The sequence below is a fragment of the Rahnella contaminans genome (assembly GCF_011065485.1).
Lineage (GTDB): Bacteria > Pseudomonadota > Gammaproteobacteria > Enterobacterales > Enterobacteriaceae > Rahnella > Rahnella contaminans.
The window spans coordinates 1,009,391-1,027,164 of the sequence record NZ_JAADJS010000001.1 but is presented as its reverse complement, the minus strand read 5'-3'; the positions used below and the strand labels follow the sequence as shown (position 1 = coordinate 1,027,164).

At 53.1% G+C, this 17,774-nt stretch carries 13 protein-coding genes; 6 read left to right on the top strand and 7 right to left on the bottom strand.

From position 1 onward, the window contains the following. The first annotated feature begins 48 nt into the window (after nt 1-48). Nucleotides 49-1,029 (top strand): lauroyl-Kdo(2)-lipid IV(A) myristoyltransferase, encoded by a 981-nt coding sequence (gene lpxM / locus GW579_RS04530; protein WP_165057804.1) that lies wholly within the window; start codon nt 49-51, stop codon nt 1,027-1,029. 59 nt (nt 1,030-1,088) lie between these two features. Here the strand turns inward: lpxM and GW579_RS04525 are convergent, their stop codons facing one another. The 6 genes from GW579_RS04525 to GW579_RS04500 form a co-directional block, all read right to left on the bottom strand. Then, complete coding sequence (locus tag GW579_RS04525; RefSeq protein ID WP_165057802.1) at nt 1,089-2,309, bottom strand: MFS transporter; 1,221 nt, start codon at nt 2,307-2,309, stop codon at nt 1,089-1,091. A gap of 80 nt (nt 2,310-2,389) precedes the next feature. Further along, nucleotides 2,390-4,774, bottom strand: a complete 2,385-nt coding sequence (locus GW579_RS04520) for a GNAT family N-acetyltransferase (RefSeq protein WP_165057800.1) — start codon at nt 4,772-4,774, stop codon at nt 2,390-2,392. A gap of 14 nt (nt 4,775-4,788) precedes the next feature. After that, nucleotides 4,789-6,114, bottom strand: a complete 1,326-nt coding sequence (locus GW579_RS04515; RefSeq protein ID WP_165057798.1) for a lysine N(6)-hydroxylase/L-ornithine N(5)-oxygenase family protein — start codon at nt 6,112-6,114, stop codon at nt 4,789-4,791. A gap of 13 nt (nt 6,115-6,127) precedes the next feature. Continuing rightward, nucleotides 6,128-7,696: a pyridoxal phosphate-dependent decarboxylase family protein gene (locus GW579_RS04510; RefSeq protein WP_165057797.1), complete on the bottom strand. Its 1,569-nt coding sequence runs from the start codon at nt 7,694-7,696 to the stop codon at nt 6,128-6,130. Between the two features lie 632 nt (nt 7,697-8,328). Continuing rightward, complete coding sequence (pyk, locus tag GW579_RS04505) at nt 8,329-9,771, bottom strand: pyruvate kinase (protein WP_152327058.1); 1,443 nt, start codon at nt 9,769-9,771, stop codon at nt 8,329-8,331. 234 nt (nt 9,772-10,005) lie between these two features. Next, entirely contained in the window at nt 10,006-10,875 is an 870-nt protein-coding gene (locus GW579_RS04500; RefSeq protein ID WP_152327059.1) for a MurR/RpiR family transcriptional regulator, read from the bottom strand. A gap of 410 nt (nt 10,876-11,285) precedes the next feature. Here GW579_RS04500 and zwf point away from each other — a divergent pair, with 410 nt between their 5' ends. Then, on the top strand, nt 11,286-12,761 hold the full coding sequence (gene zwf / locus GW579_RS04495; protein WP_152327060.1) for a glucose-6-phosphate dehydrogenase: 1,476 nt from the start codon (nt 11,286-11,288) through the stop codon (nt 12,759-12,761). 203 nt (nt 12,762-12,964) lie between these two features. Further along, the gene (locus tag GW579_RS04490; RefSeq protein WP_152327061.1) at nt 12,965-13,612 is read left to right on the top strand and encodes a bifunctional 4-hydroxy-2-oxoglutarate aldolase/2-dehydro-3-deoxy-phosphogluconate aldolase; all 648 of its coding nucleotides are present in this window, start codon (nt 12,965-12,967) and stop codon (nt 13,610-13,612) included. 61 nt (nt 13,613-13,673) lie between these two features. Here GW579_RS04490 and GW579_RS04485 read toward each other — a convergent pair whose 3' ends face one another. Further along, a complete protein-coding gene (locus GW579_RS04485) occupies nt 13,674-14,018 on the bottom strand; it encodes a RidA family protein (RefSeq protein WP_101080008.1) in 345 nt (114 codons plus the stop codon). Nucleotides 14,019-14,162: 144 nt separating this feature from the next. Between GW579_RS04485 and GW579_RS04480 the strand changes: the two genes are divergently transcribed. The 3 genes from GW579_RS04480 to GW579_RS04470 all read left to right on the top strand — a co-directional run bounded on the left by GW579_RS04480 (nt 14,163) and on the right by GW579_RS04470 (nt 17,545). Beyond that, nucleotides 14,163-16,076, top strand: a complete 1,914-nt coding sequence (locus tag GW579_RS04480) for a DNA repair helicase YoaA (protein ID WP_165057795.1) — start codon at nt 14,163-14,165, stop codon at nt 16,074-16,076. 72 nt (nt 16,077-16,148) lie between these two features. After that, complete coding sequence (gene tsaB / locus GW579_RS04475; protein ID WP_165057793.1) at nt 16,149-16,850, top strand: tRNA (adenosine(37)-N6)-threonylcarbamoyltransferase complex dimerization subunit type 1 TsaB; 702 nt, start codon at nt 16,149-16,151, stop codon at nt 16,848-16,850. Between the two features lie 62 nt (nt 16,851-16,912). Continuing rightward, on the top strand, nt 16,913-17,545 hold the full coding sequence (locus tag GW579_RS04470; RefSeq protein WP_152327064.1) for a Slp family lipoprotein: 633 nt from the start codon (nt 16,913-16,915) through the stop codon (nt 17,543-17,545). Nucleotides 17,546-17,774: the final 229 nt, after the last annotated feature.

The following is a 17,774-nucleotide window of genomic DNA, read 5'->3' as shown; positions in this document are numbered from 1 at the left end:
ACTCACGGCACTTATCATTGAACCAGAATTTGTCATAAGAGCCTGAGCATGCAGCCAGAAAAAGAAAAACGATCATCCGTAGAATTTATTCCGCAATTTCAGAAAGCCTTTTACCATCCGCGCTACTGGGGCGTCTGGCTGGGCGTCGGAGCGATGGCCGGTATGGCTTATCTGCCCGCGAAAGTCCGCGATCCGATTTTAGGCAGTCTGGGCCGTCTGGCCGGAAAGTTTGCCAAAGGCGCACGTCGTCGCGCGCAAATCAACCTGCTGTATTGCCTGCCTGAAACGCCGGAAGCGGAGCGCGAACATATCATTGACGAAATGTTTGCTACCGCGCCGCAGTCAATGGTGATGATGGCGGAGCTGGCACTCCGTGACCCCAAAAAAATCACCCAGCGTATCCACTGGCACGGCAAAGAAATTGTCGACCAGATGCAGCGCGAAGGCAAAAATGTGATTTTTTTGGTGCCACACGGCTGGGCTGTGGATATCCCGGCGATGCTGATGGCAGCCAGTGGTCAGCCTATGGCCGCCATGTTCCATAACCAGAAAAATCTGCTGACGGATTATCTGTGGAACAGCGTGCGTCGCCGCTATGGCGGGCGTTTGCATGCCCGAAATGACGGGATCAAACCGTTCATCAGCTCCGTGCGTCAGGGTTACTGGGGATATTATCTGCCGGATCAGGATCACGGCGCGGAACATAGCGAATTCGTTGATTTCTTTGGAACCTACAAGGCGACTTTGCCTGCGGTAGGGCGTCTGATGAAAGTCTGCCGCGCGCAGATTGTTCCGCTTTTCCCGGTGTATAATGGCAAAGAGCAACGTCTGGACATTTTTGTGCGGCCACCGATGGATGACCTGGCGACGGCTGACGATAACCAGATTGCGCGCCGGATGAATGAAGAGGTGGAATTGCTGGTCGGGCCTAACCCTGAGCAATACACCTGGATCCTGAAATTGCTGAAAACGCGCAAACCGGGTGAACCGGAGCCGTATTCCCGCAAAGAGCTTTTCCCGAAAAAGTAAGCGTCAAATATCGGACAGACAAAAGAGGCTGAGCAAATACTCAGCCTCTTTTGTATTTGTTATCCTGCTTTTACCGCGCGTTTCAGAAATAGCGCAATCAGCAGTGTTCCCGCTGTACCGGACAGCAAACCAGCCAGCATGAAAATGCCGTAGCCCTGTGCGAAATAAAGTTGTTTCGCCAGTTCAATCCCTGTCGCAAAAACCAAAATGGTGATCAGCCCGAGGGCCGCCGCTACCGTGCCTTTGCCCGTCGGGCTGGAGAACAGCGTCAGCCGGTAAAGCCCGGCATTGACCAGCCCCGAGCCCAGCGCATACAGGCTCAGCCCCGCCGTTATCCAATACCAGGCATGCACCATAAACAGCGCCGCATAAGCGCTGATGCAAAGCCCGAGCACAATCGGCAAAATTCCCAGCCAGACCGGCGTGCGGATATGCACTTTGCCACTGAGTTTACTCAGCGCAACGTTGCCGATGATAAGCCCTGTGAATACCGGAACCTGAAGCCAGCCGTATTGTAACGGCGTCATACCCGCGTCCTGAATAAGCAACACCGGCGACTGCGCCACCCAGGCCAGCAGCGGCAACGTGATCAGCCCGATCGATAACGAGCCGGTGACCACGCCAGTATTGGTGAACACCTCGCGGTAATCCGCCAGTAAGCGGCGCATCGAGAAACGCCCGTCACGACCTGACGCCGTTTCCGGCATGCCGCGCCACAGGCCCCAGAATGACAGTGCGGAGATCAGCGCAAAAAGCGCAAACATCGCTTTCCACGGCGCGTAGTGAATGAACGCCGCACCCGCCAGCGGCCCGAGCAGGGGCGCGATCAGCGTGATATTGGCCATCAGCGCCATCAGCTTTACGCTCAGGGCTTCGCTGTACGCTTCCTGAATGGCGGCGTAACCCACCGCGCCGATAAAGCACAGACTCATGCCCTGTAAAAAACGCATCAGAATAAATTGTTCGATGCTTTGCGTGAATACCGTGAGAAAGCAGGTGACGGTGAAAAAGGCCACGCCCGTCAGCAAAACCGGCCTGCGCCCCAGCCGGTCAGAGAGCGGCCCGAGCAGCCATTGCAGAAGAATTCCGCCACATAAGTAGGCGGTCAGCGAGGTGGAAACCCAGTCGGCGCTGGCGCTGAAGTCGCTGATCACCTGCAGCATACCCGGCTGAATCATATCGTGGGCAATATAGGTGGCGAATTCGAACATCACCAGCGACAGCGGAAACAGCCACTGACGCCAGCTCAGCTGAGAGGCGGGTTCAGAAACGGACGACATAGCAAGACTTCTCCATTGCTCAAAATCAGAAAAGCGCGACCCTCTCAGGCCGCGCTAAAAAACGTGCTTACGTGCGGGACTTAGTATTTATTCGCATAGGCCGCAATCGGGTTTTCCAGCGTCCCGGCAAACTTGAGGTTTTGCGCCGGATCCGACAGGTTGATCATCTGCTGGTTATTCGCCAGTTGCAGACGGTTCAGGCAGGAATGCGTGAACTCGGCGCCAAACATGTCGTAACGGGCAAATTTCTCTGCCAGCTCCGGATACTGAATCTGGTAATCGCGGACCACTTCCGCCACCACCTGCCAGAACTGACCGGCCGGATAATTGCCGTTTTCTTCCAGGATACGGGCGATAAAACGGAACACACCCGCAAACACGTCGGTGAAGATCGACAGGATTTTCAGCTCTTCCGGCACGTCAACGGCCAGTCGTTTGGCTTTTTCCGGCAGATGCGCATCCGGGTTCATCACGGCAATTTCTTCCGCGATATCTTTCATAAAAGCGTTAACCGGAATGTTGTTTTCGAAACGCAGGATCAGGTTTTCGCCGTGCGGCATAAAGACCAGATCGTACTGATAAAAACAGTGCAACAGCGGGCTGAGGTAAGCGTGCATGTAACGCTTTAGCCAGTCGCCGGTCGCCAGACCTGAGGATTTGATCATCTCAACAATCAGGGCGTCGCCGTGTTTGTCGGTATGTAAAAGCGCGGCCATGGTCATCAGACGCTGGTTCGGTTGCAACTGAGCCACCGGGTTCTGACGCCACAGCGCGGCAAACATTTTTTTATACGCGCTGTCGCCCTTAATCGCTTCTTCGAAATAGTGGTTGTGATAACCCAGTGAAGCCACTTCCTGAAGAATGCTGAAGCCGGTGGATTGCAGGTAGGAATCGTTTTCGACCAGCTCCGCCAGCCATTCGTTGATGCCCGGCGTGGTCGCCATGTAATACGGCGAAAGGCCGCGCATGAAGCCCATATTCAGAATCGACAGCGCGGTTTTCACATAGCGGGCTTTCGGGCGGCTGGCGTTATAGAAGGTGCGGATTGATTGCTGCGCGAGATAATTATCTTCGCCTTCACCGAGGTAAATCAGGAACTGGCGGGCGATGTCCGGCGCAAATACCGTCAGTAATTTATTCTGCCATTGCCACGGATGCACCGGCATGAAGTAGTAGTTTTTCGGATCCACACCTTTATCGACCAGATGCTGTGTGAACGCGCAAATCTGCGCATCGCCCAGTTCTTCGGCGATCAGTTTTTCGTAAGGCAAACCTTCCACGCTGGCGAAATGAGCTTTGCCGTGATGCACCGCGACCCAGACCAGTTGCAGCGGATTTGCCGCTTCCGGGGCATAACGCACGTAGTCACCGGCATCAAAACCGATACGGCCATTGTTGGCGATAAAGCTCGGATGGCCTTCGGTCATGCTGGTTTCCACCGTCTGGAAATCAGCTTCAGAAAGTTGTTTTGCGGTCGTGTGATTGTTCGCCAGTTTGTACGCGCTGCTGTAAAGCGTGCTGCTGATTTCTTCCATGTAGGTCGGCAACATCGCCTGTGAAATACCAATCTGACCGGCAAATTCAATGATGAATTTCAGCGCATCCAGCGGTTGCGGCGTGAAGTTATCCAGACGCTGAATGCTGTCGAGATCAATCATCCAGTCGTTCAGCGGTAACTGGCGTGCACGGAAGCGGTATTCAATTTCAGAAGCCGGAACGGCCAGCTGATAATCGGTCCAGGTGCCGCTATTTTGCAGCGCGACCGGCGCGAGCAGGCGTTCGTGCGTCAGCTCAGACAGGCATTTGCGTAACAGCAGGGCATTAGCTTTCGCCCAGATTTCCGGTTGCAGATGCTGGCCGGATTGCAGCTGAGATGAAGTCATGGTGTTTTTTTCCTTCTGGCGGGCCTGCAAAAAATCTTCGCGCTGGCAGAAAGCCAGCCACGCGGTTTTATGAGTCAGTTGAATTTGTTTCTGATAGCGGAAACCTGCACGCTTATTCAGTTTGTGGATCTTTTCGTTACGCACGTCCGGCTCAACCACCACGCGCTTCACGTCAGGCTGGCTGAACAGATATTCCATCACGGCTGAAAAGACCTGCCAGCTGAAACCGGAAACGGGTTTATCCGCCGGAGACAGCAAAATGTGCATGCCCATATCGCCGGGCTGAACGTCGTAGTGTTCGCGTAATGGATCATCCTGCACCGGATAGCATTCGATCAGAAAACGCGGCTGCCCGTCGATTTCGCCCATCAGCGCGGCCAGCGGTTTTCCGGCAGTCAGGTCGCGGTAGAAAACATCAACGTCGGCCACGCTGCTGTTCTGCATTCCCCAGAAATGCGCGTAAGGCTGCGTCATCCACGCATGCAGGATGGCGGCGTCATTTGCCAGATGCAGCGGGCGTAATGTGAGCTGCCCGGCGTCGCGATGGCAGGTGAACAGGGGGGCGGGTATAAGTTCAGACATGGGTTATTTCTCCGTTATCTGTCTGCAAGGCTGCGGGCGCAGAAAGTCTGGAAGGCGATGGATTTTTCCACCGGATAGACTTCCTCGCCGAGCATTTCGCGAATAATGGAACTGTTGCGGTAACACGCCATGCCCAGATCCGGCGTGACGAAACCGTGGGTATGCAGTTCGGCGTTCTGGACAAAAATCTGATTGTTTGCGTCGATGCTGTAATTGCGGTTGACGGCGTAACGGCCGGCGTCATCCCACTGAATCCGGTTGTAAATACCTTCGATAAACTGCGGCGGCTGATAACCGTAACCGGTGGCGAGCACCACGGATTCCGTCTGGTGACGATATTCCTGCTGCTGTTCGTGGTGAAGCAGCGTCATCTCCAGCTCGCCTTTGCGGTTACCCGTCAGCGCGGTCAGTTCCGAGTGCGTGTAGAGATTGACATTCAGCGGGCCGTCGAGGCGTTTGGTGTACATCAGATCGTAGATGTCATTGATCAGGCTGATGTTGATGCCTTTGTACAAGCCTTTTTGCTCGCGGTTCAGCTGGTCGCGCTTGCTCATCGGCAGGGCATGGAAGTAATCGATGTACTCCGGCGAGGTCATTTCCAGCGTCAGTTTGCTGTACTCCAGCGGATAGAAACGCGGCGCGCGGGTCACCCAGGTCAGGTGATAATCGTACTTGTCGATTTCTGAAAGCAGGTCGTAATAAATTTCCGCCGCACTCTGGCCGCTGCCGACCACGGTGATGGATTTCGAGCGCTGCATCCGCTCTTTGTTCGGCAGGTAGGCGCTGGAATGATGAACGTTGCTGCCCGCTTCCCGGGCACACGCCGGCATCCACGGCGACGGACCGGTGCCCAGCACCAGACGTTTGGTGCGGTAAATCTGTTTATCGCCGCCTTGGGTCGAACGCGCCTGCACCAGGTAACATTGCGTTGGCGCGTCCCACGTCACCAGCTCCACGCGCGTGGAAAATTGCAGGCTGGTCAGCTGTTCGCACGCCCACTGGCAATACTGGTTGAACTCTTTGCGCATCATGAAGAAATTTTCACGGATGTAAAAAGAGTACAGTTTTCCCTGCTGCTTCAGGTAGTTGAGGAAACTATAAGGGCTGGTCGGATCGGCCAGCGTCACCAGGTCGGCCATAAACGGCGTCTGCAAATGGGCGCTTTCCAGCATCATGCCGGTATGCCAGTCAAAGCCGTCATTTTGATCTAAAAACAGTCCGTTCAGCGCTTTTACTGGCTCCGTCAGACAGGCCAGACCGAGGTTGAACGGGCCGATGCCAATCGCAATAAAATCGTAGGTCTGTTTATCTGCATTCAGTTCAGGGGAATTAAGGCTCATGGTGCAACTCCTGTTAGCGGTTCTTCGCGGCGCTCAGCGCGGCGGCGGTCAGTTCTTTACCGTAATGCGTGATAAGGCTGATCACATCGGCGACATCTTCCGTGGTGGTGGTCGGGTTGAGCAGGGTGAATTTAAGGTACTGGCGCTGATGTACTTTGGTTCCGGCAATCACGGCGCTGCCGTCGCGGAAAATAGCTTTGCGGATGTCGGCGTTGATGGCGTCAATTTGCTCCTGACTCATCGACATGCGCGGGACAAAGCGGAACACCAGCGTGCTCAGTTCGGGTTTGTGCAACACTTCAATGTTCGGGTTTTGTTCCATCAGCTGATGGGTTTCGGTGGCGCGTTCCAGCAGCACATCGAAGGATTCACCCAGCGCCTGCTGGCCCATGATGCGCAGCGTCAGCCACATTTTCAGGGCGTCGAAACGTTTGGTGGTCTGGATGCTTTTGTTGACCAGATTCGGCGTGCCTTCCAGTTTTGCACTCAGCGGATTCAGGTATTCCGCGTGGTGAGTGACGTGTTCCAGATGGCGGTGGTCGTTGATCAGAAACGCACTGCAACTCACTGGCTGGAAGAAGGATTTGTGATAATCAACGGTCACGGAATCGGCCAGATGAATACCTTCGATACGCTGGCGATGCTGCGGGGAAACCAGTAAACCACAGCCGTAAGCGGCGTCGGCGTGCATCCAGATTTTCTCTTTGCGGCAGATTTCCGCGATTTCATGGAGCGGATCGATACTGCCGAAATCGGTGGTGCCCGCCGTGGCCACTATGGCAATCGGGATCAAACCTTCTGCGTGACAGCGTTCGATTTCCTGTTTCAGCGCGCTGATATCCATACGGAATTTGTCGTCACAGGCGACCGGCACCACGGCGTCATAGCCGAGGCCGAGCAGGGCGGCGGATTTCTGAATGCTGAAATGGCTGACCTGTGAACTGAAGATGCGCCAGCGGTTAGCTTCCGGCGGCAAACCCTGATATTTGATGCTGTGCTGAGGACGCGTGCGTTTGCAGTGGCTGTCGCGCGCCAGCAACATTGCCATCAGGTTTGATTGCGTGCCGCCGCTGGTAAAAATACCGTCCGACTGTGCGCCAAAGCCAATGCGTGCCAGCGTCCAGTCGATGACCTTTTGCTCAATAAGGGTGCCACCTGCGCTCTGATCCCAGGTATCCACAGAAGAGTTGATCGCACTGATAAAAAGTTCGGCCAGTTGCGACGGAACGACGGTCGGGCAGTTGAGATGTGCGAGGTATTTCGGGTGATGGAAATAAACAGCGTGCTGAAGATATAAATCATCCAGTTCTTCCAGCGCCAGCCGCGTTCCGTCTAATGGTTTGGTTAAATCAATATGGCGAAACTGTTCGGCTAATTCGGCAGGGGAGACACCCGAAAAAGGCTTTTCGGTGTGATTAATATGTGACTTAATTAATTCAATACCTTGCTCAATCTGTGCCTGCCAGTCCGGGGTGCTATTTTGATTAAAGATATAACCCTGATTTTTTCTTAATTTTTCCTGAGCAGGTGTAAGGTTATTCGCGCTATCCTGCATTAATTCCCAATTATTTATCTGGCTCATTCTGGATCCTTTTAATCTGACCTTTTCATCGGAAGCAGGCGCGGGGCGGCCTCCCGAATGTATTAAGGAAATTTCAGTGAACGTAAGCGTTAGCAGGCAGGGCTTATGCCCACGCCTGTTAGGTGTATGGTTAATTATTTTTCTTTATCAGAAATTAAAGGTTATTTGTCTTGTCTGATTTCCTTTGTGCGGATTTATACAAGGTTTTAACGATTGGGAATCATTATAAATGCAAATCATTATCATTCAATAACGACATTGAACATTTAGCAAATACCTGTGTTTTTGATGTTTTTATGTGATCTCTGTCACATAAAAATGTAAATTTGGCTTTGGATACTCTTAATCCTATGAGAGAAGTCTGTATTTGTTATTCAATTCCGTGCTCTCACCTGTGGCATTTAGGATACAAAAAGTTATATTTAGCCATAATAAGTGCAGGTGTAATTTGTTTTTATCACGAAGGTATTGTTGAGATGCAGGGGAGTATTTCCACCAGATGGCAAAATAATGATCAAATTAAGAACGTAAATGCCTTCGTACGGCAGGGGAATAAAAGGAGTCAATGCAGGGAAATAAAAAGGCCGATCATAACAATCGGCCATTACGTTATATTTTATTACATTTAGAGATTAATCAACACGCAACAGGCGGCTGGTATTGGTGGTGCCGATGGTGCTCATGACGTCGCCCTGAGTGATAATCACCAGGTCGCCTGAAAGCAGATAACCTTTATCACGCAGCAAATTCACCGCGTCCTGAGCGGCTGCGACGCCGTCGTTAACGCTGTCGAAGAAGACCGGCGTGACGCCACGATAAATGGCGGTCAGGTTAAGTGTGTGCTCATGGCGGGACATGGCAAAAATCGGCAGGCCGGAGCTGATACGTGACAACATCAGCGCGGTGCGGCCAGATTCAGTCATGGAGATAATCGCCGAGACGCCTTTCAGGTGGTTGGCGGCGTACATTGCAGACATGGCGATGGCTTCTTCGATGTTATCGAATTCCACGTCCAGACGGTGTTTGGAAACGTTGATGCTTGGGATTTTTTCCGCACCGAGACAAACACGCGCCATCGCAGCCACGGTTTCTGACGGATACTGTCCGGCAGCCGTTTCAGCAGAAAGCATCACGGCGTCGGTTCCGTCGAGCACGGCGTTCGCGACGTCCATGACTTCCGCACGGGTTGGCATCGGATTGGTGATCATCGATTCCATCATCTGCGTCGCGGTAATAACAGCGCGGTTAAGCTGACGGGCACGGCGGATCAGTTTTTTCTGAATACCCACCAGTTCCGGGTCACCGATTTCAACACCCAGGTCGCCACGGGCCACCATCACAACATCGGAAGCGAGAATGATGTCATCCATCGCCGCGTCGGACGCGACGGCTTCAGCACGTTCAACTTTAGACACGATTTGCGCATTACAGCCGGCATCGCGTGCCAGACGGCGTGCGTAGTTAAGATCTTCGCCCGTGCGTGGGAATGAAACTGCCAGATAATCTACGTCCATTTTGGCCGCAGTAATAATGTCTGCTTTATCTTTTTCGGTCAGGGCTTCAGCGGAAAGACCGCCGCCCAGCTTGTTGATGCCTTTGTTGTTGGACAGCGGGCCGCCAACGGTGACTTCGGTGAACACTTTCATGCCTTGGACTTCGAGCACTTTCAGCTGCACGCGGCCATCATCAAGCAGCAGAATGTCGCCCGGCACCACGTCGGCAGGCAGACCTTTGTAGTCGATACCCACTTTCTCTTTATCGCCTTCACCCTTGCTCATGTTGGCGTCGAGCAGGAATTTGTCGCCGACATTCAGGAACACTTTGCCTTCTTTAAAGGTCGATACGCGGATTTTTGGCCCTTGCAGATCGCCAAGAATAGCCACATGGCGGCCAAGACGGGCGGCGATTTCACGCACTTTGTTGGCGCGCAGAATGTGGTCTTCAGGGGTGCCGTGGGAGAAATTCATACGTACAACGTTTGCACCGGCGGCAATAATTTTTTCGAGGTTATTGTCGCGGTCAGTTGCAGGACCGAGGGTGGTAACAATCTTGGTTCTTCTGAGCCTTCTGGACATGCCTTACTCCGTTAACTGGTGAAGCAATTATTGTGCAAAAAAACAGCGGGTCCACATTGGGTCGAGGTGTAATTGTAATACAAAAGGGTTTCACCTGTGTGACCCGCTGACCTCATGTCTGACATTTGTCCTGCGCACTTTGCGCGTAGATTTTCCGCCAGACTCCCTATTAAATCGTTGGTGCTCAATTAATATGTTTAATGAATGATTTGCAGCCTGCCGCACAGGGTGATGTCATTCAGACAGGTTAGGGACGACAATCCCCTTATCAAAGCGCGATTCTTTCAACGCTTCTTTGACCCGCTTCAGGTTATCTCTGAATTTTGCGCCACGGCGCAAGGTAAAACCGGTGGCGAGCACGTCGATCAGCGTCAGTTGTGCAATTCGCGAGACCATCGGCATATAAACGTCGGTGTCTTCGGGCACATCGAGCAGCAGGGCGAGCGTGGCTTCGTGCGCCAGCGGCGTATTAAAAGAGGTGATAGCAATGACCGTGGCATCGTTTTCGCGGGCAAGGTGCGCGAGTTCCACCAGATTTTTGGTACGCCCGGTGTGAGAAATCAGCACAACGACGTCGCCTTCGCTGGAATTCATGCAACTCATGCGCTGCATAACGATGTCATCGAAATAGACCACGGGAATATTGAAGCGGAAAAATTTGTTCATGGCATCATGCGCGACGGCGGCGGAAGCTCCCAGCCCAAAGAAGGAAATCTTCTTCGCCTGTGTGAGTAAATCGACGGCGCGGTTGATGGCGGCGATGTCCAGGGTGTTTTTCACCTGATCGAGGCTTGCCATAGCAGATTCAAAGATTTTGCTGGTGTAAGCGCTGACGCTGTCGCTTTCATCCACGTTACGGTTCACATAAGGTGTACCGTTTGCCAGACTTTGTGCCAGATGCAGTTTAAAATCTGGAAACCCTTTTGTGTCGAGACGACGGCAAAAACGGTTTACAGTAGGTTCACTGACGTCGGCCATACGGGCGAGAGTGGCAATACTGGAATGAATAGCAATGTGCGGCGATGCGAGGATAACTTCTGCAACTTTGCGTTCTGACTTGCTCAGAATGTCAAGGCTGGTCTGGATTTTTTCCAATGTATTCATAAGCATGCCACTCATAGGTTTCAACGATTTCTTTGAAAAGAGGAAATCGTTCTGATTTGATGAAAATATACTACGCGCTTCAGGCCGTTGGCAGCGTCAGTCAGGCGAATTTACGGCTTTTTTTGTCAGAGTTTGACCGAGATCTAACTTTCAGTATGGTAAATTCTGTTCAGTTTTGTCATAAAATTACAGAATGTGGTCGGTTTTAAGCAGGTCTGGAATTCGTATGATAAAAACAGGGTTTTATCAGCAAGTTATCACGCTGTCAGATCAAGGTTTACGGCTTACGGGCAATCAGAGTACATTGTTGCTGAAATAAAATTACAATATGTACCCGAGATAATTCGAGTTGCAGCTCACGCAAAGGCAACCAGAAATAGATTAGGTATTCCTGCATTGAGGAGAAGAACATGGCGGTAACTCAGACAGCCCAGGCTTGTGATCTGGTAATTTTCGGTGCAAAAGGCGATCTTGCGCGTCGTAAGCTGTTGCCTTCCCTGTATCAGTTAGAGAAAGCAGGTCACATTCACCCTGACACCCGCATCATCGGTGTTGGTCGTGCGGAATGGGACAAAGCGGCCTATACCGAAGTGGTTAAAGAAGCACTGACCACCTTCATGAAAGAAAAAATTGATCCGGAACTGTGGGATAAACTCAGTGCCCGTCTTGATTTCTGTAACCTTGATGTCAATGATCTGAAGCATTTCAAAGTGCTGGGCAAAATGCTTGACCAGCAAAACCGCGCCACCATCAACTACTTTGCGATTGCGCCAAGCCACTTCGGTGCGATTTGCCGTGGTCTGGGTGAAGCCGGGCTGAACAAAGAACCTGCGCGCGTTGTGATGGAAAAACCACTGGGTCACTCTCTGGAGTCTTCTCAGGTCATCAATGATCAGGTTGCGGAATACTTCGCCGAATCTCAGGTTTACCGTATTGACCATTACCTGGGTAAAGAAACGGTACTGAACCTGCTGGCGCTGCGTTTTGCCAACAACCTGTTCGCCAGCAACTGGGATAACCGCACTATCGATCATGTGCAGATCACCGTTGCGGAAGAAGTGGGTATCGAAGGCCGCTGGGGTTATTTCGATGACGCGGGTCAGATGCGCGACATGATCCAGAACCACTTGCTGCAAATTCTGACCATGATTGCCATGTCGCCACCGGCGGATCTGAGCACCGACCGTATTCGTGATGAAAAAGTCAAAGTGCTGCGTTCCCTGCGCCGCATCGACCAGTCAAATGTGCGCGAAAATACAGTGCGTGGGCAGTACACAGCCGGTTTTGTACAAGGCAAAAAAGTGCCGGGCTATCTGGAAGAAGAAGGCGCGAAAAAAACCAGCAGCACCGAAACCTTTGTGTCTATCCGTGTGGATATCGACAACTGGCAGTGGGCTGGCGTGCCGTTCTACCTGCGTACCGGTAAGCGTCTGCCGACCAAATGTTCAGAAGTTGTGGTGTACTTCAAGAGCCCGGCGCTGAACCTGTTCCGTGATTCTTACCAGCAGTTGCCGCAGAACAAACTGACCATCCGTCTGCAACCGGACGAGGGTATTGAAATCGAAGTGCTGAACAAGGTTCCGGGTCTGGAACACAAACATCGTTTGCAGACAACCAAACTGGATCTGAGCTTCACCGAAACCTTCAACGAGCAACACATCGCTGATGCTTACGAGCGTCTGCTGCTGGAAACTATGCGTGGGATCCAGGCGCTGTTCGTGCGTCGTGATGAAGTGGAAGAAGCCTGGAAATGGGTCGACTCCATCATGAATGCGTGGGCAGCGGAAAGTGAAGCACCAAAACCGTATCAGTCCGGTACATGGGGACCGGTGGCTTCTGTGGCCATGATTACCCGTGACGGCCGTTCCTGGAACGAGTTCGAGTAACCGGTCATCCTTTAAAAACGCTGCCTGTGCAGCGTTTTTTTATGACACATCAATTCTTTTAGCAGTTAGGAATAGTAGTATCTCGTCCAATCGGGTGTGGTCGGTTTCTGGCAACGTTTTTTCTTTCTGAAAAGTTGCCAGACCCTGTGGCAGGGGCGCGCCATCAATCACAACGATGCCTGCGGGCATGAACGGAGAACAAGATGAAAAACTGGAAAACAAGCGCGGAACAAATTCTGACCTCAGGGCCGGTTGTTCCTGTGATTGTTATCAACAAACTGGAACACGCCGTTCCGTTGGCGAAAGCGCTGGTTGCCGGTGGTGTGCGAGTGCTGGAAGTGACGCTGCGTACCGCCTGTGCGATGGACGCAATCCGTGCGATTGCCAAAGAAGTGCCGGACGCCATTATTGGTGCGGGTACCGTTCTCAATCCTGAACAACTGGCCGAAGTCACCGAAGCGGGTGCACAGTTTGCGATTAGCCCAGGCCTGACAGACGCTTTGCTGAAAGCAGCCAACGCCGGTTCTATCCCGCTGATTCCGGGCATTTGCACCGTATCGGAACTGATGATGGGTCTGGATGCCGGTCTGCGTGAATTCAAATTCTTCCCGGCGGAAGCCAACGGCGGCGTGAAAGCGTTACAGGCGATTGCCGGTCCGTTCCCGCAAGTGCGTTTCTGCCCGACCGGCGGGATTTCACCGGCGAACTACCGGGATTATCTCGCGCTGAAAAGCGTGCTATGTATCGGTGGATCCTGGCTGGTGCCAGCCGATGCGCTGGAAAGCGGCGATTACGCGCGTATTACTGAACTGGCAAAAGAAGCCGTTGCGGGTGCTGGCGCCGCCGTCTGAATTGATGCGTAAAAACATAAAACCTCCCGCGGGAGGTTTTTTTATGTCTGAAATTCAGCGATTAACGTGCAGCGATAATCTTGATCTCAATTTTGTATTTCGGGTTCATCAGGTTTGCCTGCACGGTGCAGCGAACCGGCGCGTTACCCGGAGACACCCACGCATCCCAGGCTTCGTTCATTGCCGGGAAATCTTCCTTGTGAACCAGAAACAGCGTGGCATCGAGAATTTTGCTCTTGTCTGAACCGGCTTCTGTCAGTACGGCATCGATGATGGCCAGCGTTTCAGCGGTCTGATCTTTTGCATTGGCATCCAGATTTTCCGGCACTGCAGTGTAATAAATGGTGTCGTTGTGGATGACCACATCAGACATGCGCGGCTCAGGTCGGATCCGTTCGATAGTCATACTTTTGTGCTCCTGTTAGTCACTTTTTATTGATGGCGGTAAGGGTAACACAAAGGTTTGCTGCGTTGGATTGGCAGATGGCGGTGGCGGTGAGGGCGTTCGGTTGGCATAATCACTGCTGATCCGTACAGGTAGAGAGACAGAGTGACAGACGATTTCGCAACAGACGGCGCACTGGCGCAGAAAATTGAAGGTTTTAAACCCCGTGAACCTCAGCGTCTGATGGCGCAGGCCGTCAGTAAAGCCATCAGCGGTAAGCAAGGCCTGGTGGTGGAAGCCGGTACTGGTACCGGTAAAACGTATGCGTATCTGGCTCCGGCACTGCGTTCCGGCAAAAAAGTCATTATCTCAACCGGTTCGAAAAACTTACAGGATCAGCTGTATTCCCGCGATTTGCCCAAAGTGGCCAGTGCGCTGAATTTCAAAGGCCGTCTGGCGTTGCTCAAAGGGCGTTCTAACTATCTGTGTCTGGAACGCCTTGAGCAGCAATCACTTTCCGGCGGCGATCTCGCCAGTCAGGCACTCAGCGAACTTGCGCATCTGCGTCACTGGTCGAGCAGCACGGAAGAGGGCGATATCAGCACCTGTACCGTAGTGCCGGAAGACAGCTTTGTCTGGCCGCTGGTAACCAGCACCAACGATAACTGCCTGGGCAGCGACTGCCCGCTGTACAAAGAATGTTTCGTCGTCAAAGCCCGCCGTAAGGCGATGGACGCGGACGTCGTCGTTGTTAACCATCACCTTTTTATGGCTGATATGGTGGTCAAAGAGAGCGGCTTCGGTGAACTTATCCCGCAGGCCGACGTGATGATTTTCGACGAAGCCCATCAGATCCCCGATATCGCCAGCCAGTATTTTGGCCAGCAGGTAACCAGCCGTCAGTTGCTGGATATGGCGAAAGACATCACCATCGCTTACCGCACGGAAGTGCGTGATTCGGTGCAATTACAGAAAAGCGCTGACCGCCTGAGCCAGAGCACAATGGATTTTCGTCTGGCACTCGGTGAGCCGGGTTTTCGCGGTAATCTGCGCGACGTGCTCAATCAGCCCGCTATCCAGCGCGCGCTGTTGTTACTCGATGACGCGCTGGAGCTTTGTTATGACGTGGTGAAATTATCGCTCGGCAGATCTGCGCTTCTGGATGCGGCCTTTGAACGCGCAACGCTTTACCGTAACCGGCTGAAACGCCTGAAGGATGTTTCCATCCCCGGTTACAGTTACTGGTATGAATGTAACTCGCGTCATTTCGTGCTGGCGCTTACGCCATTGTCGGTTACCGATAAATTCAGCGAGATGATGAAAGAGAAGCCGGGCGCGTGGATTTTCACTTCGGCAACACTTTCAGTGAACGATCAGCTCCACCATTTTACCGAACGTCTCGGACTGGATGATGCCGAAACGTTGCTGCTGCCCAGCCCGTTTGATTACGCCAAACAGGCATTATTGTGTGTACCCCGTTTTCTGCCTGAATCGAACGTGAACGGCAGTTCGAAACAGCTGGCGCGTATGCTGCGTCCGCTGATCGAGGCCAATAAAGGCCGCTGTTTCTTCCTGTGTACGTCACACAAAATGATGCGTGAACTGGCCGAGGAGTTCAGGGCCAGCCTGACGCTGCCCGTTTTATTGCAGGGCGAAACCAGTAAAGGCCAGCTATTAGCGCAATTTGTCGAAGCCGGTAACGCCTTACTGGTCGCGACCAGCAGTTTCTGGGAAGGCGTGGATGTGCGCGGCGATGCGCTGTCCTGCGTCATCATTGATAAACTGCCGTTCACCTCGCCCGACGATCCGCTGCTCAAAGCCCGTATTGAAGACTGTCGCCTGCGCGGCGGTGATCCGTTCAATGACGTACAATTACCGGATGCGGTCATCACGCTGAAACAGGGGGTCGGACGTTTAATTCGTGATACTTCTGACCGGGGTGTGATGGTGATTTGCGACAACCGGCTGGTAATGCGCCCTTATGGCGAAGTTTTCCTCAACAGTTTGCCGCCAACACCGCGCACACGTGATTTGACACAAGCGATCCGCTTTTTACAGAGTGCCGAAGAGCAGAAATAGCCTTCGCGTTGTGTTAGGATAGCGCCCCGAAAAAAGGCCCTAACTTATTCATTTCCCCGCCTGAGGTTTGGCATGTCCACGCGAATTTTAGCAATTGATACGGCGACAGAAGCCTGTTCGGTTGCGCTATACAATGAGGGCGAGACGCTCGCTCATTTTGAACTCTGCTCCCGCGAACATACGCAGCGTATTTTGCCGCTGGTGCAGCAGATCCTCGCCGAAGCGGGCCTGACGCTGAATCAGCTCGATGCTCTGGCCTTTGGCCGCGGGCCGGGCAGTTTTACCGGCGTACGTATCGGTATCGGCATGGCGCAGGGATTGTCGCTGGGCGCTGAATTGCCTTTGCTGCCGGTTTCCACTTTACAGACCATGGCGCAGGGCGCTTACCGCCAGACTGGCGCTGAAAACGTGCTGGCCGCCATCGATGCGCGCATGGGCGAAGTGTACTGGGGCGAATTCTCCCGGAACGCTCAGGGTGACTGGAGTGGTGAAAACACCGAGAAAGTGATCAAACCTGAACAACTCATCGAACAGGCCGGCTCACTGACCGGCCGTTTTGCGACCGTCGGCACCGGCTGGGAAGCTTATCCACATTTGCTGGGTGAATCTCCGGTTGCAGAATTATTTGATGGCAAAATGTTACTACCGCACGCGGAAGATATGCTGCCGCTGGCGCTCCAGCTCTGGGAAAACGGCGTTCGCGTAAATCCTGAAGATGCTGAACCCACTTATCTGCGCAACGAAGTTACGTGGAAAAAGCTGCCGGGCCGGTAAGTTACCGCAACTTGTGTACTTAAAAGTGGTCAAAAAAAAGAGTATGCACAGGAGTCATCGCAATGCGTAAGTGGTCAGCAGTCCAGCAGTTTTCGGTTCAGACAGGTAAAAAATGGGCGTTGAGCGCTGTTGCGCTAAGCGTTCTGGTGTTGTCAGGATGTGTCACCGTTCCGGATGAAATCCGCGGGACCACGGCAACGCCGCAAATGAATTTACAGGCGGTGCAGGGCGCGCCGAGTCTGTATGTCGGTCAGGAATCACGTTTTGGTGGCAAGGTAGTGGCAGTCACCAATTTGCAAAATAAAACGCGACTCGAAATCGCTACAATGCCGCTTGATGACGGGGCACGACCTATTCTGGGCGCGGCGTCGCGTGGCCGCATCATGGCTTACATCAACGGTTTCGTCGATCCGGTGGATTACCGCAATCAGCTCGTGACCGTGGTTGGTCCGATTACCGGCGTTGAAAAAGGCACAGTAGGGCAGTCGTCCTATGATTTCGTGACTATCAGCGTAAACAGTTATAAACGCTGGCGCATCGAACAACAGGTGGTGATGCCGCCTCAGCCGATGGGGCCGTGGGGCTGGGGTTACGGGGGACCGTACGACAGCTGGGGGCGAGGGTTTGGGCCCGGTTGGGGGCCCGGCTGGTATGACATGGGGCCCGCACGGGTCCAGAGTGTCGTCACCGAATAACCGGCACAATCACGGCGCGCCGCCTCCGCACCGGGCTCCACCTCCGGCTGCGATGAGGCCGGCACCGGGACATCCGGTGCCACCGCCGCCGCCGAAAAAGTAAAGACAGACAAGATCGTTGTTAAGGCGGCTTAATTGCCGCCTTTTTCTTTTTAAGCCACGGACGGTTTGGCTAACGAAGGGCGCAGAAAAAGTGACCCGCCTCTCAACCTCGACATTGTTTGAAACA

Coding starts and splice junctions, on each gene's coding strand:
- lpxM (WP_165057804.1), top strand. CDS start 49: ATGCAGCCAGAAAAAGAAAAACGATCATCCGTAGAATTTATTCCGCAA.
- GW579_RS04525 (WP_165057802.1), bottom strand. CDS start 2,309: ATGTCGTCCGTTTCTGAACCCGCCTCTCAGCTGAGCTGGCGTCAGTGG.
- GW579_RS04520 (WP_165057800.1), bottom strand. CDS start 4,774: ATGTCTGAACTTATACCCGCCCCCCTGTTCACCTGCCATCGCGACGCC.
- GW579_RS04515 (WP_165057798.1), bottom strand. CDS start 6,114: ATGAGCCTTAATTCCCCTGAACTGAATGCAGATAAACAGACCTACGAT.
- GW579_RS04510 (WP_165057797.1), bottom strand. CDS start 7,696: ATGAGCCAGATAAATAATTGGGAATTAATGCAGGATAGCGCGAATAAC.
- pyk (WP_152327058.1), bottom strand. CDS start 9,771: ATGTCCAGAAGGCTCAGAAGAACCAAGATTGTTACCACCCTCGGTCCT.
- GW579_RS04500 (WP_152327059.1), bottom strand. CDS start 10,875: ATGAATACATTGGAAAAAATCCAGACCAGCCTTGACATTCTGAGCAAG.
- zwf (WP_152327060.1), top strand. CDS start 11,286: ATGGCGGTAACTCAGACAGCCCAGGCTTGTGATCTGGTAATTTTCGGT.
- GW579_RS04490 (WP_152327061.1), top strand. CDS start 12,965: ATGAAAAACTGGAAAACAAGCGCGGAACAAATTCTGACCTCAGGGCCG.
- GW579_RS04485 (WP_101080008.1), bottom strand. CDS start 14,018: ATGACTATCGAACGGATCCGACCTGAGCCGCGCATGTCTGATGTGGTC.
- tsaB (WP_165057793.1), top strand. CDS start 16,149: ATGTCCACGCGAATTTTAGCAATTGATACGGCGACAGAAGCCTGTTCG.
- GW579_RS04470 (WP_152327064.1), top strand. CDS start 16,913: ATGCGTAAGTGGTCAGCAGTCCAGCAGTTTTCGGTTCAGACAGGTAAA.